Annotated in this window: 24 protein-coding genes, 1 tRNA gene and 2 pseudogenes; 22 read left to right on the forward strand and 5 right to left on the reverse strand. The window is 61.7% G+C overall.

Annotated elements, in window-relative coordinates; all coding sequences use genetic code 11:
- The first annotated feature begins 364 nt into the window (after positions 1-364).
- From OJF58_RS19535 to OJF58_RS19560, 6 genes and pseudogenes are all read left to right on the forward strand, one after another.
- Positions 365-2,197 (forward strand): response regulator, encoded by a 1,833-nt coding sequence (locus tag OJF58_RS19535; protein WP_300779422.1) that lies wholly within the window; start codon positions 365-367, stop codon positions 2,195-2,197.
- A 783-nt stretch (positions 2,198-2,980) separates the two neighbouring features.
- A complete protein-coding gene (locus OJF58_RS19540) occupies positions 2,981-3,679 on the forward strand; it encodes an ATP-binding protein (protein ID WP_300779423.1) in 699 nt (232 codons plus the stop codon).
- Between the two features lie 495 nt (positions 3,680-4,174).
- Positions 4,175-5,908: a molybdopterin-dependent oxidoreductase gene (locus OJF58_RS19545; RefSeq protein ID WP_300779424.1), complete on the forward strand. Its 1,734-nt coding sequence runs from the start codon at positions 4,175-4,177 to the stop codon at positions 5,906-5,908.
- Between the two features lie 296 nt (positions 5,909-6,204).
- A complete protein-coding gene (locus OJF58_RS19550) occupies positions 6,205-6,555 on the forward strand; it encodes an ATP-dependent metallopeptidase FtsH/Yme1/Tma family protein (RefSeq protein WP_300779425.1) in 351 nt (116 codons plus the stop codon).
- A gap of 17 nt (positions 6,556-6,572) precedes the next feature.
- The gene (locus OJF58_RS19555; protein WP_300779426.1) at positions 6,573-7,196 is read left to right on the forward strand and encodes an AAA family ATPase; all 624 of its coding nucleotides are present in this window, start codon (positions 6,573-6,575) and stop codon (positions 7,194-7,196) included.
- 160 nt (positions 7,197-7,356) lie between these two features.
- A pseudogene (locus OJF58_RS19560) lies at positions 7,357-7,893 on the forward strand (hypothetical protein).
- 260 nt (positions 7,894-8,153) lie between these two features.
- Here the strand turns inward: OJF58_RS19560 and OJF58_RS19565 are convergent.
- Positions 8,154-8,294: a hypothetical protein gene (locus OJF58_RS19565; protein WP_300779427.1), complete on the reverse strand. Its 141-nt coding sequence runs from the start codon at positions 8,292-8,294 to the stop codon at positions 8,154-8,156.
- Between the two features lie 357 nt (positions 8,295-8,651).
- Between OJF58_RS19565 and OJF58_RS19570 the strand changes: the two genes are divergently transcribed.
- Positions 8,652-9,524, forward strand: coding sequence for an XdhC family protein (locus OJF58_RS19570; protein WP_300779428.1), 873 nt, complete (start codon positions 8,652-8,654; stop codon positions 9,522-9,524).
- Between the two features lie 317 nt (positions 9,525-9,841).
- On the opposite strand, the gene OJF58_RS19575 is transcribed toward OJF58_RS19570, so the two are convergent.
- Complete coding sequence (locus tag OJF58_RS19575) at positions 9,842-10,033, reverse strand: hypothetical protein (protein ID WP_300779429.1); 192 nt, start codon at positions 10,031-10,033, stop codon at positions 9,842-9,844.
- A gap of 96 nt (positions 10,034-10,129) precedes the next feature.
- On the opposite strand from OJF58_RS19575, the gene OJF58_RS19580 reads away from it, so the two are divergent.
- Complete coding sequence (locus tag OJF58_RS19580; RefSeq protein WP_300779430.1) at positions 10,130-10,519, forward strand: hypothetical protein; 390 nt, start codon at positions 10,130-10,132, stop codon at positions 10,517-10,519.
- Between the two features lie 433 nt (positions 10,520-10,952).
- A complete protein-coding gene (locus OJF58_RS19585; RefSeq protein ID WP_300779431.1) occupies positions 10,953-12,167 on the forward strand; it encodes an MFS transporter in 1,215 nt (404 codons plus the stop codon).
- A gap of 923 nt (positions 12,168-13,090) precedes the next feature.
- Here the strand turns inward: OJF58_RS19585 and OJF58_RS19590 are convergent.
- On the reverse strand, positions 13,091-14,290 hold the full coding sequence (locus OJF58_RS19590; protein WP_300779380.1) for an IS256 family transposase: 1,200 nt from the start codon (positions 14,288-14,290) through the stop codon (positions 13,091-13,093).
- A 787-nt stretch (positions 14,291-15,077) separates the two neighbouring features.
- On the opposite strand from OJF58_RS19590, the gene OJF58_RS19595 reads away from it, so the two are divergent.
- The 7 genes from OJF58_RS19595 to OJF58_RS19625 all read left to right on the forward strand — a co-directional run bounded on the left by OJF58_RS19595 (position 15,078) and on the right by OJF58_RS19625 (position 19,347).
- On the forward strand, positions 15,078-15,341 hold the full coding sequence (locus tag OJF58_RS19595) for a helix-turn-helix transcriptional regulator (protein WP_300779432.1): 264 nt from the start codon (positions 15,078-15,080) through the stop codon (positions 15,339-15,341).
- Between the two features lie 538 nt (positions 15,342-15,879).
- Positions 15,880-16,032 carry a hypothetical protein gene (locus tag OJF58_RS19600; RefSeq protein WP_300779433.1) on the forward strand — a complete coding sequence of 51 codons (153 nt, stop codon included), beginning with the start codon at positions 15,880-15,882 and terminating at the stop codon, positions 16,030-16,032.
- Between the two features lie 133 nt (positions 16,033-16,165).
- Entirely contained in the window at positions 16,166-17,365 is a 1,200-nt protein-coding gene (locus OJF58_RS19605) for an IS256 family transposase (RefSeq protein ID WP_300779380.1), read from the forward strand.
- 239 nt (positions 17,366-17,604) lie between these two features.
- Positions 17,605-17,886, forward strand: a complete 282-nt coding sequence (locus OJF58_RS19610) for a hypothetical protein (protein ID WP_300779434.1) — start codon at positions 17,605-17,607, stop codon at positions 17,884-17,886.
- An 81-nt stretch (positions 17,887-17,967) separates the two neighbouring features.
- A complete protein-coding gene (locus OJF58_RS19615; RefSeq protein ID WP_300779435.1) occupies positions 17,968-18,672 on the forward strand; it encodes a ParB/Srx family N-terminal domain-containing protein in 705 nt (234 codons plus the stop codon).
- Complete coding sequence (locus tag OJF58_RS19620) at positions 18,669-18,992, forward strand: DNA methyltransferase (protein ID WP_300779436.1); 324 nt, start codon at positions 18,669-18,671, stop codon at positions 18,990-18,992. Before OJF58_RS19615 ends, OJF58_RS19620 begins: the two co-directional genes overlap by 4 nt.
- Positions 18,979-19,347 (forward strand): hypothetical protein, encoded by a 369-nt coding sequence (locus OJF58_RS19625; protein ID WP_300785414.1) that lies wholly within the window; start codon positions 18,979-18,981, stop codon positions 19,345-19,347. Before OJF58_RS19620 ends, OJF58_RS19625 begins: the two co-directional genes overlap by 14 nt.
- 19 nt (positions 19,348-19,366) lie before the next feature.
- On the opposite strand, the pseudogene OJF58_RS19630 reads toward OJF58_RS19625, so the two are convergent.
- A pseudogene (locus OJF58_RS19630) lies at positions 19,367-20,082 on the reverse strand (IS3 family transposase); the annotation flags it as partial.
- 128 nt (positions 20,083-20,210) lie between these two features.
- Here OJF58_RS19630 and OJF58_RS19635 point away from each other — a divergent pair.
- The 3 genes from OJF58_RS19635 to OJF58_RS19645 are packed head-to-tail and all read left to right on the forward strand — an operon-like array spanning position 20,211 to position 22,523.
- Positions 20,211-20,492, forward strand: coding sequence for a DUF3489 domain-containing protein (locus tag OJF58_RS19635; protein WP_300779437.1), 282 nt, complete (start codon positions 20,211-20,213; stop codon positions 20,490-20,492).
- Between the two features lie 10 nt (positions 20,493-20,502).
- Complete coding sequence (locus OJF58_RS19640; protein WP_300779438.1) at positions 20,503-20,946, forward strand: DUF2924 domain-containing protein; 444 nt, start codon at positions 20,503-20,505, stop codon at positions 20,944-20,946.
- Positions 20,943-22,523: a recombinase family protein gene (locus tag OJF58_RS19645; protein ID WP_300779439.1), complete on the forward strand. Its 1,581-nt coding sequence runs from the start codon at positions 20,943-20,945 to the stop codon at positions 22,521-22,523. Before OJF58_RS19640 ends, OJF58_RS19645 begins: the two co-directional genes overlap by 4 nt.
- A gap of 239 nt (positions 22,524-22,762) precedes the next feature.
- On the opposite strand, the gene OJF58_RS19650 is transcribed toward OJF58_RS19645, so the two are convergent.
- Positions 22,763-22,836 (reverse strand) — tRNA-Gln (locus tag OJF58_RS19650).
- A 134-nt stretch (positions 22,837-22,970) separates the two neighbouring features.
- Between OJF58_RS19650 and OJF58_RS19655 the strand changes: the two genes are divergently transcribed.
- From OJF58_RS19655 to guaB, 3 genes are all read left to right on the forward strand, one after another.
- Positions 22,971-24,038 (forward strand): Ppx/GppA phosphatase family protein, encoded by a 1,068-nt coding sequence (locus tag OJF58_RS19655; protein WP_300779440.1) that lies wholly within the window; start codon positions 22,971-22,973, stop codon positions 24,036-24,038.
- A gap of 4 nt (positions 24,039-24,042) precedes the next feature.
- The gene (locus OJF58_RS19660) at positions 24,043-24,738 is read left to right on the forward strand and encodes an RlmE family RNA methyltransferase (protein ID WP_300779441.1); all 696 of its coding nucleotides are present in this window, start codon (positions 24,043-24,045) and stop codon (positions 24,736-24,738) included.
- Between the two features lie 199 nt (positions 24,739-24,937).
- A complete protein-coding gene (gene guaB, locus OJF58_RS19665; RefSeq protein WP_300779442.1) occupies positions 24,938-26,401 on the forward strand; it encodes an IMP dehydrogenase in 1,464 nt (487 codons plus the stop codon).
- Positions 26,402-26,403: the final 2 nt, after the last annotated feature.

Consider the following 26,403-nt stretch of genomic DNA (forward strand, 5'->3'; position numbering starts at 1 on the left):
AGCGGTTCAGTTCAATCCGGCTTCAATGAGGTCGCGACCTGCTGTGACCCAACCATCGGCCTGCGCGACCTCACAGAAGCCTCTAGATTCTACTAGCCAATCAGTCAAGATTCTATGGTGGGTCTCCTTCCTGGAGAAGGAACCTCACACAGGCAAGAATTCGATTAAGGCATCGCCAAGATACGTTACTCTTAGATCACTATCCAATCTCGATTCGCGTTCAACCAATATTGCACTCGGATCGTTCGCCGCAGGCATAAATAATAAATCGTTATTGCTTCTTTCCCTTCATGCAAACAAGGCAACGAAAGGGGCAATCATGATAAGGGGACGACCTCCGGGAGCAAAGTTGAGCTCTGTGGCCATGCCGGCACCTCCGGCGATTGCCGCCGCGAAGCTCGCTTACGCGACTGCAAGCCGGGTCATCGAGATCATACGCCAGCCACTGGTCATACTAGATGACAAGTTTCGGGTTGTATTTTCGAATCACGCATTCTGTCGTACCTTTATGATCTCGCGGGATGAGGTCGGCCGGCACATAACGACCATTGGTGATCGTCGTCTCGACGTTGCCAGCTTTCGTGACTTTCTTAGCCTGATCGAGGCGGGCGGGACGGTCGTCGAAGACTATGAAATCGAAGTGGAAAGTCCAGCATTGGGCAGTCGAGTACTGGTGCTGAGTGGGCAGCCAATTTATGACGAACCGACGACGCGTGAAACGCTGGTGATGTTCGAAGACGTCACCGAGCGTCGACGCGCAGACATGAAATTGCTTGCCGACAAGTGGCATTCGGATCGCGCCAGCCTCGGAAAATCACGCATCCTTGCTGCTGCCAGCCACGATTTGCGGCAACAGTTGCAGACCCTCAATTTGATGCGGACGGTTCTGGCCAAGAACATCAAAGACGACGAAGGTTCGAAATTGATCAGGCAGCTCAACAAGACGACCGACGTCATGTTGGGTATGTTGGACACTCTCCTTGAGATAAAACGACTCGAGGCGGGCGTAGTAGACCCCCAAGAAGTCGAATTCCCGATCAACGATCTGCTCGAGCAGCTGAGGATCGAATTCACCTATCATGCTCAGGCTCGTGGGGTTGGCTGGCATGTGGTTCCTTGCGGGCTGACCGTTTGGAGCGATCCGCGCCTTCTGGAACAGATGCTTCGCAATCTGCTGTCGAACGCGATGAAATATACCGAGCGCGGCAAGATCCTGTTCGGTTGTCGACGGCGCGGCGATATACTGCGCATCGAGGTCTGGGACACCGGCATTGGCATACCGGAAGAGCAGCTTCATGCAATCTTTGCGGAGTTCCATCAGCCGGGCAATCCTGCGCATGATCGCACTCTCGGCTTCGGTCTCGGTCTGCCCATCGTGCAGCGTTTGGGGCATGTGTTGGGGCATTCCATCGATGTCCATTCCCGTCCGGGCAAGGGTTCGGTCTTCGCCATCGAGGTACCGCTTCGAGGAAGACAGCAGGAAGCCCCAGCGACCGGCCACGGGTGGCCCGCAATGTTGGACGCTGCTGGCGAAGCCGCGGTGCGGACGGGCGCGCCATCACCGGCTAATCCTAAAGACAGTGTGCTCCGCACAACCATCTTCGTCGTTGATGACGAGGGAGCGCTGCGGGACGCGATGCGCGAGCTACTCCAGGAAGAGGAGTGGGAAGTCGAAGCCTACCCGAGTGGCGAGGCATTCCTCGAGGCCTACCACGCCGACCGAGAAGGCTGTCTCGTTGTCGATGCCAGGATGCCAGGGATGAGTGGCCTCGAGCTGCTCGAACAACTCAAAGCCAAAGGCGGTGGGCTGCCGGCCATCATGATAACCGGCCATGCCGACGTCCGGCTGGCAGTTCGAGCGATGAGAGCTGGTGCCATGGCCTTCCTGGAAAAGCCAGTTCAGTACGGTGACCTGGTCGCCAACATCGAGCGAGCCCTCAATTTAGCACGAAACTCAACCGCGCTCTCCTCGTTGCGCGAGGCTGCCGCGAAGCGGATGGCACGCCTGACCTTGCGCGAGCGGCAGGTTGTTGAGATGGTTGTCGAGGGCAATCCGAACAAACAGATCGCTTACATCTTGGGGATCAGCCAAAGGACAGTCGAGACCCATCGTGCCGCCGCCATGAGGAAGGTCGGAGCGCGGACGCTTTCCGAGCTGATTCACCTCACGATCGACGGATCGCCGCAAGGCATGTGATGACCCTATGCCGGGTGAAAGATAGATTGCAGGACGAGGTCAATCCGCTGTAACCGCGAACGATCGCTGTTTCGCGCATTCCTCGAGCACGAGGAATCGCCAGCCAGTGTGTATCCGGACCTCCGTAGTTTCCGAGTCTGATATGCGGCGGGGTGAGTCGGTATTCTTGAGGCTGCGAATGCCGATGTCGTCGCTGGCTGGCACGGATACGACCAGAGCCGGCGAACGATAAAATGAAGGTCAGAATGGCAGAAACAGAGTGGAACGGAAATGTCCTCCAAAGGCTGCGGCCAAGTGCGTTTGGGAGCGGGGTATTGCAGGGCCTCGACGACTTCTGTTCGCCGATGGGTGACGGCAAAGCCAGAAGAATTGCTTCGCGGCTCGCACGCCAGCCGGCTTTCAATGGCCCTGGCGCTTGAGCTGGCGAAGGTGGGTCATTCTGTCCAGCGTCTCCATATAAGGGTCAAGGTTCACTTCGAAGAGGGAGAGAGCGAAGGGTCCATTCACAGACCTCGAGCGGAAGCACCAGGGCCAGATCTGGCGACGGCAAAATACGCGCAGGGGCGTCAGGAGAACCGTCCAGTATCGTGAGTCTTGTCATGCGTTGACGTCCATCTGTACGCCAAACTCTTTTAAGTAACGGAGGCAAGCATTACGAAGACGATCCAACCCAATCGTCTGGAGCCCTTCAAGGTGCCCCAGGTGCCTGACATCTCTCAACGAGAGCAATACTCATCAGAACAAGGCGTCCGTGCTGCACAACGGCTCTGCGCCCTCGGAGAAATGACCGCCGGGATTGTCCATGACTTCAGAAATATCCTGGCGATCATTGGATCGAGTCTGACGCTTGCCGAGAGGCATTTGGGTGACCCGCAGAGGATAGACGCTTTCATTGGCAGGGCGCAGGACGGTGTTCGTCGCGGCACGAAGTTGACCGCCCAACTCTTAACTTTTGCCAAAGAGCCTGACCCTGTCACACGCGTTAGAAATCTCAACGAGTGCCTGCAGAAGCTGGAATTGTTTCTGAACTCTGGCGTCGGTCCGGAAATCCGAATCGTGCTTCAGCTCGCGCCTGACATATCCGAATGTCTTCTTGATCAGGCGCAGTTCAATGCCGCCATTGTCAACCTTGTGGTCAATGCACGCGACGCGCTGCCCAAGGGCGGCACCATCGAAATCAGCACGGAACGTTGGGCGATAAATACCGTGACGGTCGATGGGCCCCGGCCTGGGCGCTACGTCCGACTCCAGGTCAAAGACAACGGGCAGGGTATGTCTCCAGAAGTAGCCCGAAGGGTGTTTGATCCATTCTTCACGACCAAGGGGGAAAGAGGAACCGGCTTAGGCTTGCCGCAGGTATCTGCTTTCATGCGCCTGATCAATGGCCATGTAAGCATCGCTAGCGAACTCGAGGTAGGGACAACTGTGAGACTCTTCTTTCCAGCGGTGGAAGCAGATGAGGACGATGATACCTCGCGCTGAAAGCTACTTCGCGTTCCAAAGTTGGTTGTAGGGACAGCGCGGAGGAACAGCATGATGCTGCTTTCTGCTACCAGGCGATCCGCCAGGTTCGGTTTTGAAGAGCGTGTTGCGCGACGTTGCTGCCTGCGCGATCTGTGGAACTGCAGTTCCGAGGCAAAGGCGGGCTGTTCTCCTGCATCGAAGAGCCGCATTGCCGTCCATACCGAATACTCCAGCTACTGACCTGAAGGGCACGATCAGATAATCTAAGCGCCAATGATCGCGTTCCTAAGCTTGGTCTTCCGCTTGAGCTGGCCCAATGCGATTCGATCCTGCGGCTTCTTGGACCTGAAACCGATCTCAGTAGTTTCCGACCCTGACGGGTTCGTTGCACTGCAGACTATGGTAGCGGCGCTAGCGTGATCCGCCGTTTGAGCGGTTCCGAAAGGCTCAGCACTCACCAGGCGTCGGGACTGACTAACCGCAGGCGCGATCGATAACAGAAGGCGATTGCCAATGCCCGTGATTCCGCAATCTCCGTCGCTAGAGCCGCTCCGCAGGAGCCTCAGCGACGCTGACGACCGCATCCGCCTGAATCATTGGATGGCGCCGCAATGGGGGATCGTGCCGAGGATCCGCGTCGGACGGCGCTGGATCAATATTGTGTGGGGGTTGCCCGTTGCAGCCGCAGCGCTGCTCTGTCTGATCGCTCTCGCTCAAAGTCTGCGCGAGCTTCCCGGCGTGACGGCCTTCATCCAGCAACATCCCGGCGTTGCTCAGGCCGCGCCGTCAGTTGACTCGGGCTTCCCTTGGTGGTTGCAGCTCCAGCATTTCCTGAACATGGTCTTCATGCTGTTCATCATGCGCGCGGGCCTGCAAATCCTGGCTGATCATCCACGGCTCTATTGGGGGCGCGACTGTACTCCCGGAGCCGACTGGTTCCGCTTCCAGGTGCCGGTGCCGAAAGGCGTCGTTTGGACCGCCAAAGACGATTCGGTCACTCTACCGACATGGCTCGGCATTCCAGGGCTACGTCATACCATCGGGCCGGCTCGGTGGTGGCATTTCTCGGTCAACTTGCTGTGGCTGGTCAACGGTATCGTCTTTTATGTGCTGCTGTTCGCCACCGATCAGTGGCGCAGACTGGTACCGTTGACCTGGGAGGTGTTCCCGGCTGCGCTTTCCACGGCGATCCAGTATGCGTCCTTGAACTTTCCCGTAGACCATAGCTGGACCCGCTACAACGGCCTCCAGCAGCTTAGCTATTTCATCACCGTGTTCATCGCTGCGCCTGTCTCGATCGCCACCGGCCTGATGCAGAGTCCGGCGATCTCCAATACCCTTGGATGGTTCGGCAGGCTATTCAATCGACAAGCAATGCGGTCAGTTCACTTCATTTCGTTTACGTGGTTTCTAGGGTTCATCCTGGCTCACGGCATCATGGTGTTCGTCACCGGCCTGAGACAGAACACCAATCACATGTTCGCCGGCGTCAACGACACGTCTTGGACAGGGTTTCCCCTGTTCGTTGTGGCGATGGTCATCCTCACAGGGACATGGCTCGCCGCCTCGCCCTTTACTATCCGTCACGCTCGTCTGGTGCAGCACATCGGAGCGTTCATGGTCGGTTGGATCATGGGGCTGGCCGAACGATGGGATCCGCGCTCCCAACTCACCGAGAAGGACATATCCCCCTACTTTTGGCCCAACGGCACCATGCCCAGCTCCGAAGAATTCAATGATCTCGCGGCGAACCAATTCGCCTCCTATAGGCTGCGGATCAGTGGCCTGGTCGAAGCGCCCCAGGACTTTTCTTTGGCAGATCTCAAGGCGATGTTAAAGCGGGACCAGATTACAACGCATTTCTGCATCCAGGGCTGGTCCGGCGTGGCCAAGTGGGGCGGCGTTCCCATGCGCGTTATCCTTGACGCGGTGAAGCCAACGTCCGAGGCCCGGTACGCCGTATTCTACTCTTTCGCCGACGGTGCCGACGATGGTCGTTACTATGACGTCCACAAGATTGAGAATATGGGCCATGCGCTGACGATCCTCGCATACGAGATGAACGGAGCGCCGCTCAGCATCCTGCATGGTGCACCATTGCGGCTGCGATGTGAGAACGAGTTGGGATTCAAAATGGTCAAGTGGATCGCCGCGATCGAATTCGTGCATGATTTCGCCGATCTCGGCGCGGGTCAGGGCGGCTACAATGAGGATCACGAGTTCTACGGTTACCGAATGCCGATTTGATTAGGTGTCGTCAGCAATACAGGCGGGTTCTCTTCAAGGACCAGAAGCGGAAACTCACCATCGGATACAACTATCGAAGCAGACAAAAAGGTTGAAGTAACGTTCATCGAGAGGATGTTGCCCTGTGCTCGCAAGCGACTGGCGATGATCGAAGCAAGCGTCTCTTGGGGGCTATCCGAACGCTGCGGGGCATTGCCTCTAACTCGAATTGTGTCTCATGGCGTGGAAGCGATGGCATCGATCTGCCAAAGGCATCTCTTCTGCGACATCTCCGCCGACGATCAGCGGAGGAGCCGGTGGACAAGAAAACGCACATCAACATCGCTTACGCTGTCGCTGCGTTCATCGCCATTCTCCTATTTCAGGGCGGGTTGGCCGCACGACAACAAGTCGAGACCGTTTCCTTCAGCGAGTTCGAACAGCTCCTCAAGGACGGAAAGATCGAGGCCGTCAACGTGCACGGCATTCTTCTCGATGGCAAGCTCAAGAAACCGCTTCCTGATGGTCGCCAACTTTATTCAACAGTCTTGGTGGCACCCGAAGAAAGGCGGCATCGGTGGCCTGACGGCAATTGGCAAAAGCAAGGCGAAGATCTTCGTCGAGAAGGACACCAAGGTCACCTTCCCGGATGTCGCCGGCGTCGATGAGGCGCGCGACGAAACTGGTGGAGACCGTCGATTTTCTAGGAGAACCGAAGCGTCATGCCCGGCTTGGCGCGCGCATACCGAAAGGCGTGCTGCTGGTCGGGCCGTCCGGTACCGGAAAGACCTTGCTTGCCCGTGCCGTAGCCGGCGAAGCAGCAGTTCCATTCTTCTCGATCAGTGGATCGGAATTCGTCGAGATGTTCGTCGGCGTCGGCGCGGCACGCGTGCGCGACTTGTTCGAGCTGGCCCGCAAGGTTGCGCTATGTATCATATTCATCGACGAACTCGACGCACTGGGCCGGGCGCGCGGCAGCGGGCCTTTCGTCGGAGGGCACGATGAGAAGGTGCAGACTCTGAATCAGCTTCTGATGGAAGTCGACGGCTTCGACCCTCAGACCGGCATTGTGTCGCTGGCGGCAACCAACAGGCCCGAAATTCTCGACCCGGCCCTTCTCCAAGCCGGGCGTTTCGATCCGCCAAGTGCTCGTCGATCGGCCAGACAAGCTCGGCCGCATTGCCATACTCAAGTGTACCTCAAGAAGATAGAGATCGCGAAGGATATCGATCGCGGGCAGATCGCGGCACTCACCCCGGGATACTCCGGCGCCGATCTGGCCAACTTAGTGAACGAGGCTGCTCTCTAGGCCACAAAACGTGATGCGCCAGCCGTGATGATGGCGGATGTTACGGTGGGTCTGGAGCGGATTGTCACGGGTCTCGAACGTAAAAGCAGGCTGCTCATTTCGGCAGGAGCGCGAGGTGGTTGCTTACCACGAGATGGGATACGCACTGGTGGCGCTGGCGATGCAGGGCGCCGATCCTGTCCAGAAGATATCGATCATCCCGCGCGGGGTTGGCGCTCTCGGCTACACCTTGCAGCGTCCGACCGACGGCCGCTTTCTGATGTACCGTGGCGAACTCAAGGGCAAGATGACGGTCCTTCTCGGAGGCCGCTCAGCCGAAGCGCTCGTTGTCGGCGAGATATCCTCTGGCGCGGCTGACGATCTTGAAAAAGGCGACGCACATTGCCCGCCCCATGGGTCACGCACTTCGGCATGTCGGAAGATCTGGGGCAGGTAGCTTACGAATCCCGGCACTCTGGCTTCCTGGATGGTCCAGCCTCCGTGACACGGGGACTATAGTGAGCAGACCGCGAGGGAAATCGATTGCGCCGTGCGCGCTCTGATGGACGACGCAGCGACGACTGCAATGCACATCCTGAAAACTCACAGGAAACAACTCGAAGAGGGAGCCAAACTGCTTCTCGACAAGGAGACATTGCTGCCAGACGAGTTGCCACACCTCGTCTTGCACCCCGGGCATCGCAAGACGAAGTCATGATGTGCCCACGGGCGACCGGGTCGCGGCCCGCCTCTGCCGAGAACTACGTCCGGCAATTCTGTCGTGCGCGGATGACGTTGGTAAGCTCTGATAGCAAGGGGTAACGGGTAGGTCGGTCTCACAGTTGAACTGCGCTGCAACACGCGGAGACCTTGAGGGAACACTTTGAGAGTTGCATGCTGGAAGAGAGGGTCACGCTCGTGTATGGGCTAGCGTGACCCCGCCAAGCGTGACATCCGCCACAGTTCCAGTAGCGATGTTCAGCTAAACGCTATAACGGCAATCATCCCCAACACGATCAAGACAAGACTGCTGATTAGCATCGGCAAGAGGCTGCTACCTGAGAATGGATCCTCAGCTCCCATGGGGTTCTTCTTTTCACGGCGCGGACCTTTGATCATGGAGTTCCTCCTTAACTGGCCGGCGCATCGTGTTGCCGCTGCAAGGCGCCACGATCGTGGCGGTTAGTGTCATCACCACATTCATCGTCTTTCGAATACGGTCCAGTCTTTAAATAGGTATCAAAAATGCCTATATAGCATTGCGGATAGGTATTTCAAATGCCAATTTGCTCTAGTCTCAGATAAACGATGCTAAGCGCGACACAGCTCAGAGGCGCTCATGAGAACGGTCAGTCAGTTTACGCGCAAAGCGCAAGGACGGAGGCAGAGCGTCAGGTAATCATTGTCTATTTCAACACCCTCCACTGAGGGGCAAGGCGTGATGTACATTGGAGGGCAATCGAGAGGAGGAATTGAGTGAAGCACGACATGGCAAGCTCGAGACCAGGCTCTAATGGCGATCCATCCAAGCGAGTCGACATCTTCGACCTGATTACCGAATTGCGCGGAAGGCGGCAGCCCTTTGCGGTTGCCACCGTCATCGAGACCGAGGGCTCCGTTTCTGCCAAAACCGCTTCCAAGGCCGTGATCGACGCCGCCGGCAACATGTTAGGCGGCTGGGTTGGGGGAGGCTGCGCTGAGGGTGCCGTCCGCAAAGCAGCCCTCGATTGTCTTGCAGCAGGAAGAACTGCCGTCCTCGATCTCGATCTTGACGACGAGGTACTGGGGACGGGCATGCCCTGCGGAGGGACGATGCGCGTTTATGTCGAGCCTTTCCTCCCGCAACCGTCTCTCTGGATCCTTGGTCACGGAAGAATTGCCGAGTGCCTTTGTCTCATTGGCTCGGAACTTGGCTTTCACGTTGTGGTCGATGACCCGGATGCGGACCGCGAGCATTATCCGGCAGCTTCGCTATTGATCACGGACGATCTCGACTACAGTCAATTGACGCCGGGAACGGCAGACTTCGTCGTTATTGCGACCCAGCACAAGGGCGACCATGAATCCCTGCAAACGGTTCTTCGACGGCATGTACCCTATGTGGGGTTGGTCGCCAGTAAGAAACGCTCGAGGCTCGTTCTTGACTATCTGAGAAAGGAAGGCCTCGACAACGGCAAACTTGCGCGCGTGCACGCGCCGGCGGGATTGGATCTCGGTGCTTGCACACCGGAGGAAATCGCCCTGTCGGTGATGAGCGAGATCGTTCTGCTGCACCGCGGGGGCAGTGGCACGACGATGCGGAAGGAAGCTGGAAAGCGGGACCAATCGGTTGGACAGGCGCTCTCATGATCGGACCGTTGCCGACGATCCCGTTTCGTGTGTCGCGGTCGGCTGAAAGTCGCGTTCGAGTCCATCCTTCCATGCCTGAGATTCGGCGCGGTCCGACTGAGCAACCTTCGATCACTCGGGCATAAAAGGGCGGTCCACTGGTCTTCACGCCGAGGGCCTAGCGTCTAGGGATATGCGTCACGGTCGAGGTCCGACGTCGAAATCTGCGCGGGGGGCTGCGTGGAGTGTCGCTGCAGAAGTCCCTTGAGACTGCGCTGGTGTCCTCGCAAGCGACAGAGCGCTCAGCATAAAGGCGATAAAGATCACATTGATCCAGATCAGGCGTACGACGATGACGGTCCCTGACAACACGCCGGCTTGGGAGCCTGAATCGCGCTCTCACCATTGGCGCTGTCTGGATCATGGCAGGCTTCGTGTTGCACTTTCGCGTACTTGAAAAGAACTTGCGGCGACAGATGGACATCACCGACGCGCTTTCGCGCGAAACGAATCATCGTGTCGGAAACCATTTGCAACTCGTTACTTCATTTTTTAAGACAGCGGGCGCGGGGCAGTCCCAATGAAGAGTCGCGTCATGCGCTCGAACTTGCCGAATCACAAGTGTGATGGTGATTGGAAAGATTCAGCGGTTGTTGTCGCATTCCGAGCCTTCGCAGATGGTTGAATCGAGAGCCTTTATCAAGGTGACCGTCGAGGAGGTGCGCTCAGCACTGCTGGATTCCAATCAAGTTGAGATCACGGTTCAGGCCGATTTCCGCGGAGTTAACCTCCATGCGTGCAATCGTGCTCGGGCCATGTTGCTGGAACTCACCAACAAAGCGCTGAAGTATGCGTTTTCCGACGGGATGAAGGGAATGCTCTTCGTGAGATTCTCCGCCTCAGACAACAAATACACAGTCGAGTTTGAGGACGATGGCATCGGCATTCCTCGTGGATGTTCCCTCGGCTTTGGCACTAGGAACGTGGAAGGCCTCGCACCCCTAATGGGAGGATGACCTGCGGGCCGGCCGGCCAGTCAGACGCGCGGCCAGGAACCAAATGGCGAGCGGTAATCCCGGCATGAGACCGTACGCTCGTGGTGCTGGCGAAATGGCGCGAACGATTGACTCCAGCGCCTCGCGTCGCTCTGTTTTAGCGCGGCGATCCGCCAATCGCCAAGGCAGCAACGGCATCCGCACGTACCCTCCGTTGCACCGGGATCGATCAGGCGCTTGCAATCACGAAGCCCGAGCCGATCCATCACGCTCTCATAGTTCGGCTGTCACCGTACTCTCAGACCAGCCTTCGATGCCATTATCTGGCCGCAGTCGGTAGATGCTGGGACGCCTCAGCTGTCAGATCGCGCTGCGCCTCCCTCGGAAGGTAAGACGTGGCGCAGATCACCGTCCCCCAAGCTAGCAATCAACCAATGTGGAGCGCACTTTGAAGATGACGCAAGCTCAAGTTAGCGCTGATGCGGCAGACTCCTTCGTAGGTTGGCTCGCCGCCCTGTCCGCCTTCATTGCCGGTTTCGTGGTTTTCGGCGTGATGTACAGCTTCGGCGTGTTCTTCACTCCGATGGAGACGGAGTTCCACGCCAGCCGCACCGCGACTTCCGTCTTTTTCGCCCTCACCAGCATGCTGTTCTACTTCTTCGGCTCGGTCACCGGCCGGCTGAGCGACCGTTTTGGTCCGCGGCGCATCGTCTTGGCGGGCGCGGTCATCATGGGGGTCGGTCTGGCACTTACGGCTGCGGCGCCGCGGATGTGGATCGGCTATCTGACCTATGGCGCCGGCGCCGGCGTCGGCGCTTCCTGTGTCTATATCCCGACACTGGCGCTTGTTGGCGGATGGTTCATCCGCCATCGCACAACGGCCCTGGGTTTGGCCGCAGCCGGCACCGGATGCGGAACACTGCTGATACCGCCCGTGGCCGCAGTGCTGATCCAAGCACATGGCTGGCGGACGACCTATGTGCTGTTCGGCGCGGGTTCGTTCATGCTGCTTCTGCTCTGCGCTGGGCTTGCCCGCCAGCCGCCGCTTGGCCAGACGAGCCGGACGACGAAACTGATTGGCGTTGTGCGGTCGCGCCCGTTCACGCTTCTCTATGCGTCCTGGGTACTGGCCACGACAGGCCTCGTCGTGTCGATGGTCTTCCTTCCGCCTTTCGCCCACGCCACGGGCGTCGGCCCGGTCGCCGCGTCGGCGCTGATCTCCGTTATCGGCGGCATGAGCATCCTGGGACGAGGAGGGATCGGCTTCATCACCCGGACGGCAGGCTCGGTGCGGCTATACAAACTCTCTGTGCTGGTGATGGCGGCAAGCTATCTGCTGTGGTTGCCGTTCACCGGCTACGGCTGGCTGGTGGCTTTCGCTGCCATGCTCGGGCTTGGCTACGGCGTCCGGATTGCACTGACGCCCGTGGTACTGATCGAGTTCTTCGGTCTTGAGAATCTCGGCGCAGTGCTGGGTGCGTTCTTTACCGCATCCTGTATTTCGGCCGTATGCGGTCCGCTGGTGGCCGCCCTGATCATCGACCAGACCGGCAGCTATAAATGGGGCGTTGCATTCGCGCTGGCGATGGGGGTGCTTGGCTTCGTCGCGATAGCGCCTCTTGGGTCTCGCGAAACATCTCTCGGGACCGGTCTTTCCGTCCCTGAATAAATTCCTTCGAAGCAATCTGCGACATACTCGGACGGGTAGCCGGCGGCTCACTTTCCCTGATGCTCATCAAAGCGTCCTCGCTGTCTGCTTTGCGGGAAAGCTCTTGGTGACTCGTTAACTTATGGCACATCAGCGCCGGTCACCTTGTTCCTGCACAATACCCGTAAAGTGCGAAAAAGCGTTCGCAACATCGTGCGTCGATACATGTCGTCGCTAGCGACACTATTGCCACCACCATCGACGCGGAACACCGAATGCTTGTCGTGTCAGTGTAAAAGACCAGCGGCTTGCCGTGGACTTGGAGATAGTCATGGGTGGTGGCGAAATAGGCGAAAGTTGACTCCGACTCCACGAACCTCAAGTGCATCAGCGGGCTGTGGCATCGTCGCCTAGTCGAGGAGCGTCCACACAGGCCCACGCTCCTCGAACCAGCGGTGCTCCGAACCGGCGAGCGGGATCAGCTCGTCAACGCAGTCTCGCCCTGGTGCCGAGGCTGATGCACGCGAGCGCGGCGCTTCTTGCGCTCGCACCAGGGCCCGGCTTCGATCATCCAGATCCGGACTGTCTTTCGGCCAAGGCAGAGCCCACGCGGCTTCGGAAGCTTCTCGGCTGCCAGCGTCGTGCCGAAATCGGCGTAGCGCTTGCCGATGATAGAGAGTGCCGCGAAACCAACCTCTTCGGGCTTGCGGCGACTGCTGGGGCGGCTGCGCTGCCTCGAGATCAGCCCATGAACGCCAGACGTTCGATTGGCCTTCAACAACTGCAGAACCTGTCGTCACGCGAGCCCCCCACGAGCTTGGCTGCAACGGCCGCCGTCGATCGTCGATGATCGAGATCGCGCACCACATCCAGTGATCGTGCCCCGAGACGTGGTGTAGCTGGCGCTGAGTCAGCACAGCGATCTTCGGCGTGAGCCGGATCGATCAGGCAGCCACAGCAGGCAGCCCGACGAGAGGATCATCGCTTACGGGGGCGATGCTTTCCAGCGTGATGTAGCGGGAGCGCTGGACGGCCCACTCGTCGTTCTGCTCGAGCAGGATGGCCCCGACGAGTCGAACGATGGCCGCTTCATTGGGGAAGATGCCGACGACCTCGGTGCGGCGCTTGATCTCGCCGTTGAGGCGCTCCAGGGGGTTGATCGAGTGCAGCTTGACCCGGTGCTGTGCCGGGAAGCTCATGTAGGCGAGCACATCGGGCTCTGCCTCGTCCATCAGGGTAGCCAGCTTGGGGACCTTGGGTCGGAGCTGATCGGCGACACGCCGCCACTGCGCACGCGCCTGCTCGGCATCGTCCTGGGCGAAGGCGGTGGCGATGAAGGCCGAGACCACGCGGCGTCCGCTTCGGCCGGCATGCGCCAAGGCGTTGCGCATGAAGTGGACGCGGCAGCGCTGCCAGGTGGCGGTGAGGATCTTGGAGATCGCTGCCTTGATACCTTCATGGGCGTCGGAGATGACCAGCTTGACGCCGCGCAAGCCGCGGCGCGTCAGCTTCCTGAGGAACGCCGTCCAGAAGGTCTCGGCTTCGGACGGGCCGATATCCATGCCCAGCACCTCGCGCCGGCCGTCGGCGTTGACGCCGACGGCGACGATGACGGCGACCGAGACGATGCGGCCGGCCTGGCGCACCTTCACGTAGGTGGCGTCGATCCACAGATAGGGCCAGTCGCCCTCGATCGGCCGGTCGAGGAAGGCCTTCACCCGCTGGTCGATCTCCTCGCACAGCCGGCTGACCTGGCTCTTGGAGATGCCGCTCATGCCCAAGGCCTTGACCAGGTCGTCGACCGATCGGGTGGAGACGCCTTGGATGTAGGCCTCCTGGATCACCGCGGTCAGGGCCTTCTCGGCCATGCGGCGCGGCTCGAGGAAGCTGGGGAAGTAGCTGCCGCGGCGCAGCTTGGGGATGCGCAGCTCCACCGTGCCGGCCCGCGTCTCCCAATCCCGGTCGCGATAGCCGTTGCGCTGGGCCAGTCGCGTGGCGCTCTTCTCGCCATGGGCGGCGCCGGTCAGCGCACCGACCTCGATCTCCATCAGGCGCTCGGCAGCAAAGGCGATCATCTCGCGCAGAACGTCAGCGTCAGGGGCCTTCTCGACAAGCGAACGCAGGTCCATCATCTCTTCGGTCATCGGTGGTTCCTCGCGTGCAGGTTGGAGCTCGCAACCCAACCCTAACCGGAAATCGCCGGTGACCCCCGCAAGGCCGCTCCCTCGCTACGGCGCCATCAAACAGCGCGCTCGCTCGCGGCCTTGCTCTCCCCAGCTACACCACCATCCGGGACACGACCCATCCAGTCGTGCCAGTTTCTTGTTGTTCATGAGCCGGACCGTCACCTCGAGTTGCACTCGGGCAGTGTCATTCCAAACCGGCAGAGAGGTGACATTCTCATCTGGGCGCTACACCCGCACATCGCCTGACGGCGATTATGGAAGGCGCTGGCGATCAGGCCGGAAGGAGGCCTGACGGTCAAAACTGGGCCTCGGTAACTAGCACAGCGGCTGGTTTGGGCAGCAAAATCAGAACGAATTCGCCGGCAAGCAAGAATACGCACAGTGCTACGATCACTATGAAATACAGCGGCACTGATCCGGCATCTTCCGGCATCGACGTACCGGCGGAATCCCTGGTTGGAGCTTGGTCGTCGCGTTTTGACTTCGGCCCGAGCAAGCGCGACGCCTCCTGACCAAAGAAAAACCGTAGGTCATGGCGCCGCTGTCAGAACTGTCGGCCGTAGCGCGGATGCCGGAGCGGGAATGGCGGTCTGATTGGAGGGCAGCTTCAACGCAGCCTTCCTTATGATTTTGCACGGTGCTGGTCGGCGTCGGCGCCATATTGGCTGTTCCCTTGGTTATCGGTCCATTAATATAGGGTATATGTACCCTGTATTGGTAGTGTCCAAACTGGTCGCCTTCGCCGATGGAGGCGAAGAAGCTGGTGGGCTGGAACGTGCGGCGCTTGCGCGTCGCCAAGGGGCTGACGATCGAGGAATTGGCAGGGCGGGCGGACGCCGATGCCTCCTTTGTTGCCCGACTGGAGCGGGGCCAGGTCAACGTCGGCATCGTGATGCTGGCCCGGCTGGCCAAGCCGCTCGGGGCGAAGCTGGCGGACTTCATGGTCGAGCCGGAGGTGGGGGCGAAGCCGCCCAAACCGCTCAAGGCGGGTCGCAAACCTGGCCGCTAAGAGACGGTCAATGATCGACCCTGACGGCAGGCCAGAGGCCCGCTGACCAGTCCGGGCCTGCAACGAGAGGCTGTGGCGCAAACAGTGGTAAATTGATGCCTAGATCGGTGCAGATCCGGCGCACTTCGGATTTCCTTGCGAATCTTGAAGCGAGGCTCTAGGGAGCAAATGTTGCTGCTAGACGAGTTCTAGAAGTCTCGACCGCGGCAACAACGGCCTCTGCGATGGTCTCCGCAGCGACGCCGAGAAGGAGAGCAGACCAATTGGAAAAGTGAGCTGCAGGCCCTGCGCTTGCGAAAGCACGCCGCCATCGTCCGATGTCGGCGAACTTACCTATTGGAGAATCTCCTATGGAAAATACTGTTGAACAATCTGGGTTGGCCCGTCGACATACGCGCGAGCAGATCCACTGTCTTCAATCGAATATGAAGATCTACGGGTTCCTTATCCCGGTCGTCATTGACGGCGACTGCAATGTGACTCCGGGCCACGCCGGCATTGAGGCCGCCAGAAGGCCGGGAACCTCAGGAGAACAGTCGTGAGGAGGCAAAGCGAGTGGATCGAGGTGCCGCTCAAGGACGTCGTGGCACTGTTCGAACAAAACTACAAGCGCGGGCCAAGGCCGAACGAAATTCATTGTTATCATCTCGCCAATGCCATCGCAGTGGTCGTGTCCCGGATGGTGGTGTAGCTGGGGAGAGCAAGGCCGCGAGCGAGCGCGCTGTTTGATGGCGCCGTAGCGAGGGAGCGGCCTTGCGGGGGTCACCGGCGATTTCCGGTTAGGGTTTGGTTGCGAGCTCCAACCTGCACGCGAGGAACCACCGATGACCGAAGAGATGATGGACCTGCGTTCGCTTGTCGAGAAGGCCCCTGACGCTGACGTTCTGCGCGAGATGATCGCCTTTGCTGCCGAGCGCCTGATGGAGATCGAGGTCGGTGCGCTGACCGGCGCCGCCCATGGCGAGAAGAGCGCCACGCGACTGGCCCAGCGCAACGGCTATCGCGACCGGGATTGGGAGACGCGGGCCGGCACGGTGGAGCTGCGCATCCCCAAGCTGCGCCGCGGCAGCTACTTCCCCAGCTTCCTCGAGCCGCGCCGCATGGCCGAGAAGGCCCTGACCGCGGTGATCCAGGAGGCCTACATCCAAGGCGTCTCCACCCGATCGGTCGACGACCTGGTCAAGGCCTTGGGCATGAGCGGCATCTCCAAGAGCCAGGTCAGCCGGCTGTGCGAGGAGATCGACCAGCGGGTGAAGGCCTTCCTCGACCGGCCGATCGAGGGCGACTGGCCCTATCTGTGGATCGACGCCACCTACGTGAAGGTGCGCCAGGCCGGCCGCATCGTCTCGGTCGCCGTCATCGTCGCCGTCGGCGTCAACGCCGACGGCCGGCGCGAGGTGCTGGGCATGGATATCGGCCCGTCCGAAGCCGAGACCTTCTGGACGGCGTTCCTCAGGAAGCTGACGCGCCGCGGCTTGCGCGGCGTCAAGCTGGTCATCTCCGACGCCCATGAAGGTATCAAGGCAGCGATCTCCAAGATCCTCACCGCCACCTGGCAGCGCTGCCGCGTCCACTTCATGCGCAACGCCTTGGCGCATGCCGGCCGAAGCGGACGCCGCGTGGTCTCGGCCTTCATCGCCACCGCCTTCGCCCAGGACGATGCCGAGCAGGCGCGTGCGCAGTGGCGGCGTGTCGCCGATCAGCTCCGACCCAAGGTCCCCAAGCTGGCTACCCTGATGGACGAGGCAGAGCCCGATGTGCTCGCCTACATGAGCTTCCCGGCACAGCACCGGGTCAAGCTGCACTCGATCAACCCCCTGGAGCGCCTCAACGGCGAGATCAAGCGCCGCACCGAGGTCGTCGGCATCTTCCCCAATGAAGCGGCCATCGTTCGACTCGTCGGGGCCATCCTGCTCGAGCAGAACGACGAGTGGGCCGTCCAGCGCTCCCGCTACATCACGCTGGAAAGCATCGCCCCCGTAAGCGATGATCCTCTCGTCGGGCTGCCTGCTGTGGCTGCCTGATCGATCCGGCTCACGCCGAAGATCGCTGTGCTGACTCAGCGCCAGCTACACCACGTCTCGGGGCACGATCCATCGCAGTTGTGCGCAACTGTGATCTTCCGCCCGTAAAGAATGCGGTTGCGTCGTATCGTCATCGGCGGAAGACCTTCGAGGCTTTTTCCAGGCTCGTCGAAGAACAGATCAAGACACACTATCCATGGCTTCGCTTGCCAGGCTTGGTGCACTTGGAGCAGCTTCAAGTGGCACTCGAGGCGGCAAAGGACGAGTTGCTCGCCCCGGCAAACCCGTTGGCCGGGGAAAGGCATGGCGCCGAGTGGCATTGGCCGGCGCGCTATCTCGCTCGATACGTCGAAGAGGCGGTCAGAGCTGCCGACCATCAGAAGAAATATCACAATAAAAAGGTTTCTCGGGCCAAAGGCGGCCCCTTTGTTTTGGTTGTTTGTGGTGCTTTGGAGCTTGCCGGGTTGAGAAGGCCCGAACCCGAAGCCGTCGCTGCTGCCTTAGCCAAATCTCCGCTCTAACCGCAGTCACTTTGGTTGGGCATCTGCGCCGTCGGCGCACGGCTAAATCACGGGCAACAAAACCCGTGAGGTGCGGCTGCTGTGTCCAAACGATTGAATCCCGCCCCCAAATACCATTTTGCAGCGACGGATGGCGTCATTCCTCAGGGGCGCCCTGAAATCGTACGGATCACTGCAATCCGTCCAAATCCGGGAAATCCCCGGTCTCATAGCCGCCAACAGCGCCGGGCCATGGCGCGAAGCCTTAGCCAGCTTGGCTACAACGCGCCGATCTTGATCGACGCGTTCGGCATGATCGTAGCGGGCGAACTGCGCTACGAAGCGTTGAAAATGCTTGGCGTGGAAGAAGTACTCGTGGTGCGCCTAGGTCATCTCACTCCAGAGCAGATCGAGGCCTACATTATTGCCGACAATCGGCTCGCCGAGCTCGCTGGCTGGGATGATCCAAAGCTGGCAAAAGCCCTCAAGAGGCTATGCGGGATCGCCCTTACCTTTGATATTGAAGTTACCGGCTTCGAGACGCCGGAGATCGAACTTCGGATCCAGTCGTTGGACCCGCCCGAAGAGACCGACGCGGACGACGACGTCGAGGTGCCGAACGGCGAGCCCGTCTCAAGGCCAGGCGACCTGTGGCGGCTTGGCCGCAATCATATCCTGTGTGCCAGTGCGCTAGAGACGTCGAGCTACGACACTCTCTTGGCAGGCCTGGTGTGCGACGCCGCAACAATGTCCAGCTCGGCAAGTTCGGGCGCACGCGCACCAACGTCTGGAACTACCCCGGCATGAACAGCTTCGCGCGCCGCGGTCAGGTTCGAGGGCTGGATCTGCACCCCACCGTCAAGCCGTTGGCCATGGTGTCGGATGCTATCCTCGACGTCACTGCCCGCGACGAGATCGTCCTGGATCCCTTCTGCGGCAGCGGCACCACCATCATTGCGGCCGAACGTACCGGTCGGCGCGGCTATGGCCTCGAGCTCGATCCGCTCTATGTCGACACCGCGATCCTGCGCTGGCAGCGCATGACCGGGCACACCGCGGTGCACGCCAGCGGCAAGACCTTCGAGGAGGTTCGGCGGGAGCGGGGAGGTGTCGATGTCGGTCGATGACTCCGACAACCCCCCTAAAAATCCTCCTCAGGGCGGAAACGATCGACCGCGCCGGCCGAAAAAGCGTCGCCGGCGCCGGGTGCCGGAAAGCACCATTGCCATCTTCGATCGGCTGCTCATGCGCCAACGCTCCATGATCCTGAACGGTGTGCAAACGAATCTTCCGACGATCGACGCAATTGCCTTTCAGCTCTGGCTGAAGAGCATGGACGGGGACATCCGTGCCCGCAACGTGCTTCTCAAATGGGAGAAGTTCGCCAGCCGCCGGACGAAGCGCAGACTCGAGGTTCGCTGGGCCGACAACGACGATACCCGCGCCATCCAACCGGCGAAGCCGGGAGATGAGAATGAATGACTATAAGGTCGGCTATGGTCACCGTCGCCAGCGCTTCCTTGGTGAAGTCGTCGACCACGGTCAGGATGCGGAAGCGCCGCCCGCTGGTGAGCTGGTCGGCCACGAAGTCGAGCGACCAGCGCTGGTTGGGACCCTGCGGCAGCGTCAACGGCGCCCGAACGCCAATCGCCCGCCGACGGCCCCGCCGGCGCCGCACCTGCAGCTTCTCCTCGCGGTAGAGCCTGCGGAAGCGCTTGTGGTTCATCCGCACCCCCTCGCGCTCCAGCAACCACTGCAAGCGCCGATAGCCAAACCGCCGCCGCTCGGCCGCCAGGGCACGCAGGCGCTCTCGAACCGCCGTGTCGTCCGGCCTGGTCGATCGATACCGGAAGCTGGTGCGATCCATCCCCAGAAGCCCGCAGGCGCGCCGCTGGCTCAGGCTGTGCGCCGTCATCGTGTGCTGCACCGCCCGTCGCCGTGCCGCAGGCTTCAGAAGTTTCCCGAGGCGATGTCCTTCAAGGCGGCGTTGTCCAGCATCGCCTCGGCCAGCAGCTTCTTCAGCTTGCGGTTCTCCTCCTCGAGCTGACGCAGCCGCCGAGCCTCCGACACCGTCATCGTGCCGTACTTGGTCTTCCAGTTGTACAGCGTCGCTTCGCTAATCCCGTGCTGGCGGCACACCTCGCCAGTCTTCCCGCCTGCCGCATGCTGCCGCAGGATCTCGATGATCTTCTCCTCCGTAAACCGGCTCTTCTTCATCGTCCGCTCCTCTCCAAGCGCGGACTCTACACTTCCAACCGGCTGACTTTCAGGGGCTCAGAGCACATTGGCACAGCAAGCGTGCATGGGAGGCCGGCAGTGACGCCGGTCACCAGATGGAGCACGCGATGAGCAAGCGGAAGAAGACCACCACCAAGGCCCCTAGTGGAAGAAAGGCCTCAAAGAAGAGGCTAGGGCGGGTTGCTGCTGGCACAACCAAACTCGCACAACTGGAAGCGCTGCTGCGCCGGCCGGAGGGGGCGACGCTCGACCAGATCAGCACCTCGATCGGCTGGCAGGCCCATAGCGTGCGCGGCGCGATGTCGGCCACGCTGAAAAAGAAGCAAGGGCTCACCATCAGTAGCGACAAGCGGGAGGACGGGCAACGGGTCTATCGGATTGCTGCCTGAGTGCGGGGTCATGCGATCCGAGGAGAACGCCCTGGAGGCCGAGATCCAACGGCTGGAGGATCTCGGCCTCGACGAGCTGCGCAAGCTCTGCGGTCCGGTGCTGGGGGCGGTGCCGGTGAACCATGGCGCCCACCTGCTGCGTCGCCGCCTGGCCTATGAGCTGCAGGCGAGAGCGTTGGGCGATCTACCGGCGGAGACCCAACGCCGGCTGCGGCGCCTGCATCAGTCCTTCAAGGCCGATCCGCAGCATAAGCCGATGCCCCGGCGCCCCCTCAAGCCTGGCCTGGTGCTGACGCGGAGCTGGCAGGGGGTGCTGCACCAGGTCCAGGTGACGGACCAGGGTTTTAACCATCGCGGCGAGCGCTTCATTTCCTTGTCGGAAGTGGCCCGCCGCATCACCGGCACCCGCTGGTCGGGACCCCTGTTCTTCGGCCTGAAGAAGGCAGGGCCGTGAGTCCCAGGATCAAGCGCTGCGCGATCTATACCCGGAAGTCGTCGGAGGAGGGGCTGGAGCAGGCTTTTAACTCCCTCGACGCCCAACGGGAGGCCTGTGAGGCCTATATCAAGAGTCAGGCCCATGAGGGTTGGAAACTGGTGAAGGCCGCCTACGACGACGGCGGCTTCTCCGGCGGCACGATGGAGCGGCCAGCCGTTCAGCGATTGCTGGCCGATCTGCGGCAGGGGCTGGTCGATGTCATCGTCGTCTACAAGATCGACCGGCTGACCCGGTCGCTGGCGGACTTCGCCCGCATCGTCGAGACCTTGGACCGGCAGGGAGCGTCGTTCGTCTCGATCACCCAGCAGTTCAACACGACGACCTCGATGGGGCGGCTGACGCTGAACGTGCTGCTTTCCTTCGCCCAGTTCGAGCGCGAGGTCACGGGCGAGCGCATCCGCGACAAGATCGCGGCCTCCAAGCGCAAGGGCATGTGGATGGGCGGCAACCTGCCGCTGGGCTACGACCTGCGGGACCGCCAGCTCGTCATCAACGAGCGGGAGGCCGAGACCGTCCGATCCATCTTCCAGCGGTATCTCGAGCTCGGCACGGTCTCTGCCGTGCAGGCCGAGCTCCAGCGGCAGAGCATCGTCAGCAAGGCCTGGGTCTCGGGCAGCGGCAGGAAGAAGGGTGGGGTGGGCTATAGCCGCGGCGCGCTCTACTACCTGCTGCGCAATCCGCTCTATGTCGGCCGCATCGCCCATCGCGGGGCAACGTACGAGGGCCAGCATCCGGCGATCGTACCGCAGGCGCTATGGGATCAGGTCCAGGCGATGCTGACCGGCAACCGCCGGAGCGGGCATCGAACCGCCGGAGCCACCGAACCTTCTCTCCTGGCCGGATTCCTGTATGACGATCGGGGCCATCTGATGAGCCCGTCGCACAGTCGCAAGGCGACGGGGCGGCGTTACCGCTACTATGTCAGCCAGGCGCTGTTGCAGGGGCAGCCGGACGAAGCGGGATCCGTTCGGCGGGTGTCGGCCGAGGCCATTGAGTCCATCGTTGATCGAACCCTCTGCGAAGCGCTGCCGCAGCTGCAGCGGAAGGCGTGGTCGACCTCCTCCACCGAGCAGAAGCGCATCCGCCTCAAGCAGTTGGTCGACCGTATCGTGATCAGCCGCGACAGCGTCGGAATCAAAGTGACCGATGCGGGGCGCGAAACATTGGCAGAGGCGGACTCCGGATCACTGCGCGTCGTGACAGTGCTGAAGGCTGCCATCGGCGGCAAACAGATCGTCTCCCGCCATGCGGTCACGGCGCGAGTCGATCGTTCGCTCGTGAAGGCGATCGCGTGGGCGCGGGACCTGCGGCAGCGCCTTGAGCGAGAGGGCGCATCGCTGGACGAGCTGGCGCGACAGGAAGGCTGCTCGCGGCCCTATGTCAGCAGCATGATCAAGCTGGCTTACCTCGCGCCCAACATCACACAGGCCATTCTCGATGGGACCCAGCCAGCCTCTCTGACCCTGGCTGATCTGATGAAGCGCAACATTCCGGTCGGTTGGGTCGACCAGCGCCGCGCCTTCGGATTCCTCTAATCGTCATATCCACAGTGGCGCTCCGATCGCGGGCTTTCGGGCCGCGATGTCGAGTGCAACTGCATCGTGTTGCGTAAGTGCCAAAATGAGGCCCGGAGAGAAAGCGCCGGACAGGCCGCAGTTTCGGCAGAATGCGCCTGAAAACGCGCGCACGGACTGACGCCGTCTGGGGACAACTACCGGAAAGGTCGACGGAAATAACTCGCGGCCACCCGTGGAGAAGATTCCGTACAGGTGGTTGGCTGGGGGACCAGGATTCGAACCTAGACTAACCGGGTCAGAGCCGGTTGTTCTACCGTTAAACTATCCCCCAATCAGGGCTCAGGCCGGGACCAAGCGCCATCGGCGGCTGGGATTTAGCGATGCCCGGCGCGCTTGGCAAGCGGCTCGCTCCCGGCCGTTTCCTCGGGTACCATCGTCACAAGGAACGACAAAGACGAGTACCGAATGGCCGGGGACGCCACGCCAAAGGGGGGCTGGCACAGCGGCCGTTTCGCGCACACTTTCGCCGCCATCGACCTCGGCACCAACAATTGCCGGCTTCTGGTGGCGAGGGCGTCGGTCTCGGGATTCGAGATCGTCGACGCCTATTCCCGGCCGGTCCGGCTGGGGGAAGGAGTGGCGCTGAACGGCGCGCTATGCGGCGACGCCATCGAGCGCACGCTCGAGGCGCTTCTCGTCTGCGCGACCAAGATCGAGCGCAACGGCGTGACGCGCGCCCGCCACATCGCCACCGAAGCCTGTCGCCGGGCCTGCAACGGCCTCGATTTCCTGGCTCTCGTGAAAGATCGCACCGGGCTCTGCCTCGAGGTCATCTCGCCATCGGAGGAGGCGCGGCTGGCGCTCGCGAGCTGCGAGAACCTGCTCGATCCCGAGATCCCCTACGGCCTGCTGGTGGATATCGGCGGCGGCTCGACCGAAGTCTGCTGGCTTCAGGTGCTGGGCCGCCGCAAGGACAGCGACGCCGTCGTCACCGAGCTGATCGACATGACCTCCGTCCCCTGGGGCGTCGTCACATTGACCGAGGCCTGCGCGGGCGGCCAGTCGCGCGAGCAGCCGATGGGCCGCGCCTGCTACGACGCCATGGTCGAGCGCATTCGCCAGTCGCTGCGTCCGTTCTGCGCCCGCCACGGGATCGGCCGCGCGGTGGCGCGCGGCGACGTTCAGATGATCGGCGTATCCGGCACGGTCACGACCATCAGCGCCCACCATCTCGGCCTGAAGCGCTATCACCGCGCGACAGTGGACGGCTCGCGGCTCGCCCACGAGGCGATCCTTGCCATCTGCGCCCAGCTCGCGCGCCTTTCCGTCGCCGAGCTGACAATGTTCCCCTGCATCGGCGACGATCGCGCCGATCTCGCGCTCGCCGGCGGCGCCATCCTCGAGGCGGTGTGCCGGCAATGGCCGACGCCGATGGTGCGGGTGGCCGACCGCGGCCTGCGCGAAGGCGTGCTGATGGATTTGATGCGCCAGGCCGATCGCGAGGCCGATTCTCACTGGCGCCGCAGGCGCTGAGGTCATGGCAAGCCAAGGCAAGGGCGGCAGCCGGCCGACAGGACGCCGCGCCACCGTGCGCGTCAGGACTGCGCGCGGGCGCACGGTCTCCTCTCAACGCTGGCTGCAGCGCCAGCTCAACGATCCCTACGTCGCCGAAGCGAAGAAGCGGGGCTATCGTTCGCGTGCCGCCTTCAAGCTGTTGCAGCTCGACGACCAGTTCCGTTTCCTGAGGCCCGGCGCACGCGTGGTCGATCTCGGCGCCGCACCGGGAGGCTGGACGCAGGTCGCGGTGGAACGCGTGCAGGCGGCGCGCGGCCATGGCGTCGTCATCGGCATCGATCTCACGCCGGTCGAGGCGGTCGCCGGCGCCACGGTTGTCGCCAAGGACTTCTATGACGAGGACGCGCCCGCCATGCTGACGGACCTGCTGGGCGGGGCGGCCGATGTCGTGCTGAGCGACATGGCGGCTGCGGCCACCGGCGATCCGCAGGTGGACCATCTGCGCATCATGGCGCTCGCCGAAGCCGCGCACGACTTTGCGCGCCAGGTCCTGAAGCCCGGCGGCGCCTTCGTGGCCAAGGTGCTGCGCGGCGGCACGGAGCGCACACTGCTCGAGCAGTTGAAGCGTGATTTCGCCAAGGTCCGTCACGTGAAGCCCGACGCCAGCCGGGCCGATTCGGCGGAGATGTATGTCGTCGGAACGGGCTTTCGGGGGTAATGCGCTCTCCCTTGGCTATTTGTATTTCCGCCAGGCCCTTGCGCACGCAATCTTCAGGATAGGGCGCGCCGGCCTCGGAAAAGGGTGTTTCCTCCGCGATCCGCACTTGGTTTGCAGCCGCCAATGTGTATAAAGGCTCGCCAACCCGGCGGCCCCCTCCCAGCGGGCCGCCTTTTTAGTATCCGGTGCGGAGGTTGGCATGCAGATTCAGGAAGCGCTCACTTTCGACGATGTGCTCCTGAAGCCCGCCGCCTCGGCGGTGCTTCCCGGCCAGACAGATATACGAACGCGGCTTACGCGCACCATCGAGCTCGGCATTCCCCTGATGTCGGCGGCGATGGACACGGTCACCGAAGCGCCGATGGCGATCGCCATGGCCCAGGCCGGCGGCATCGGCGTCATCCACAAGAATCTCGAGCCGGCGGCACAAGCCAACGAGGTCCGCAAGGTCAAGAAGTTCGAATCCGGCATGGTGGTGAATCCGGTCACCATCCATCCCGAGCAGACGCTGGCCGATGCGCTCGCGCTGATGGCGACACACCAGATCTCCGGCATCCCCGTGGTCGAGCGCGGCAGCGGCAAGCTTGCCGGCATCCTGACCAACCGCGACGTGCGCTTCGCCACCGACAACACCATGCCTGTGAGCGCGCTGATGACCAAGGAGAAGCTGGTCACGGTGCACGAAGGAGTGAGCTCGGAGGAGGCGAAGAAGCTTCTCCATCAGCGCCGCATCGAGAAGCTGCTGGTGGTCGATGCCGAGTATCGCTGCATTGGCCTGATCACGGTGAAGGACATCGAGAAGGCCAACCGCTTCCCTGGCGCCAGCAAGGACGAGAAGGGCCGATTGCGCGCTGCCGCTGCCACCGGCGTCGGCGAGGACGGTCTGCGCCGCGCGCAACTCCTGATCGACGCCGAGGTCGACGTGATCGTGGTCGACACCGCGCACGGCCATTCGAAGGGCGTGCTCGAGGCGGTGACACGGGTGAAGAAGCTCAGCAACTACTGCCAGGTGATGGCGGGCAACGTCGCGACGGCCGAGGGCGCGCGGGCCCTGATCGATGCCGGCGCCGATGCCGTGAAGATCGGCATCGGGCCGGGCTCGATCTGCACCACCCGCATGGTGGCGGGCGTGGGCGTGCCGCAGCTCACGGCGATCATGGAAGCATCCGAGATCTGCCACTCCGCCGGCGTGCCGGCGATCGGCGACGGCGGAATCAAGTATTCGGGCGACCTCGCCAAGGCGATCGCCGCCGGCGCCGACTGCGCGATGATCGGCTCATTGCTCGCCGGCACCGACGAGGCGCCGGGCGAGGTGATGCTCTACCAGGGCCGCTCCTACAAGTCCTACCGTGGCATGGGATCGATCGGTGCCATGGCCCGCGGCTCCGCCGACCGCTACTTCCAGGCCGAGGTGGAGAGCACGCTGAAGCTGGTGCCCGAGGGCATCGAAGGCCGCGTTCCCTACAAGGGACCGGTCGGCAACATCATCCACCAGCTCGCGGGCGGCCTGCGGGCGGCGATGGGCTATACCGGCAACGGCACCATCAGGGAGATGCAGACCCGGCGGCAGTTCCTGCGCATCACCGGCTCGGGTCTGCGCGAGAGCCACGTGCACGATGTCGAGATCATGCGCGAGGCGCCCAACTATCGCGGCGGGCTGTGAGG

This window comes from Enhydrobacter sp. (genome assembly GCF_030246845.1).
Classification (GTDB): Bacteria; Pseudomonadota; Alphaproteobacteria; order Reyranellales; family Reyranellaceae; genus Reyranella.

Bases quoted from the DNA above. Each gene is read 5' to 3' on its own strand.
- OJF58_RS19635 (WP_300779437.1), top strand. From the start codon at position 20,211: ATGAGCAAGCGGAAGAAGACCACCACCAAGGCCCCTAGTGGAAGAAAG.
- guaB (WP_300779442.1), top strand. From the start codon at position 24,938: ATGCAGATTCAGGAAGCGCTCACTTTCGACGATGTGCTCCTGAAGCCC.
- OJF58_RS19625 (WP_300785414.1), top strand. From the start codon at position 18,979: ATGTCGGTCGATGACTCCGACAACCCCCCTAAAAATCCTCCTCAGGGC.
- OJF58_RS19565 (WP_300779427.1), bottom strand. From the start codon at position 8,294: ATGATCAAAGGTCCGCGCCGTGAAAAGAAGAACCCCATGGGAGCTGAG.
- OJF58_RS19660 (WP_300779441.1), top strand. From the start codon at position 24,043: ATGGCAAGCCAAGGCAAGGGCGGCAGCCGGCCGACAGGACGCCGCGCC.
- OJF58_RS19585 (WP_300779431.1), top strand. From the start codon at position 10,953: ATGACGCAAGCTCAAGTTAGCGCTGATGCGGCAGACTCCTTCGTAGGT.
- OJF58_RS19605 (WP_300779380.1), top strand. From the start codon at position 16,166: ATGACCGAAGAGATGATGGACCTGCGTTCGCTTGTCGAGAAGGCCCCT.
- OJF58_RS19535 (WP_300779422.1), top strand. From the start codon at position 365: ATGCCGGCACCTCCGGCGATTGCCGCCGCGAAGCTCGCTTACGCGACT.
- OJF58_RS19590 (WP_300779380.1), bottom strand. From the start codon at position 14,290: ATGACCGAAGAGATGATGGACCTGCGTTCGCTTGTCGAGAAGGCCCCT.
- OJF58_RS19575 (WP_300779429.1), bottom strand. From the start codon at position 10,033: ATGGTTTCCGACACGATGATTCGTTTCGCGCGAAAGCGCGTCGGTGAT.
- OJF58_RS19620 (WP_300779436.1), top strand. From the start codon at position 18,669: ATGAACAGCTTCGCGCGCCGCGGTCAGGTTCGAGGGCTGGATCTGCAC.
- OJF58_RS19595 (WP_300779432.1), top strand. From the start codon at position 15,078: ATGGAGGCGAAGAAGCTGGTGGGCTGGAACGTGCGGCGCTTGCGCGTC.
- OJF58_RS19640 (WP_300779438.1), top strand. From the start codon at position 20,503: ATGCGATCCGAGGAGAACGCCCTGGAGGCCGAGATCCAACGGCTGGAG.
- OJF58_RS19545 (WP_300779424.1), top strand. From the start codon at position 4,175: ATGCCCGTGATTCCGCAATCTCCGTCGCTAGAGCCGCTCCGCAGGAGC.
- OJF58_RS19580 (WP_300779430.1), top strand. From the start codon at position 10,130: ATGGTGATTGGAAAGATTCAGCGGTTGTTGTCGCATTCCGAGCCTTCG.
- OJF58_RS19655 (WP_300779440.1), top strand. From the start codon at position 22,971: ATGGCCGGGGACGCCACGCCAAAGGGGGGCTGGCACAGCGGCCGTTTC.
- OJF58_RS19540 (WP_300779423.1), top strand. From the start codon at position 2,981: ATGACCGCCGGGATTGTCCATGACTTCAGAAATATCCTGGCGATCATT.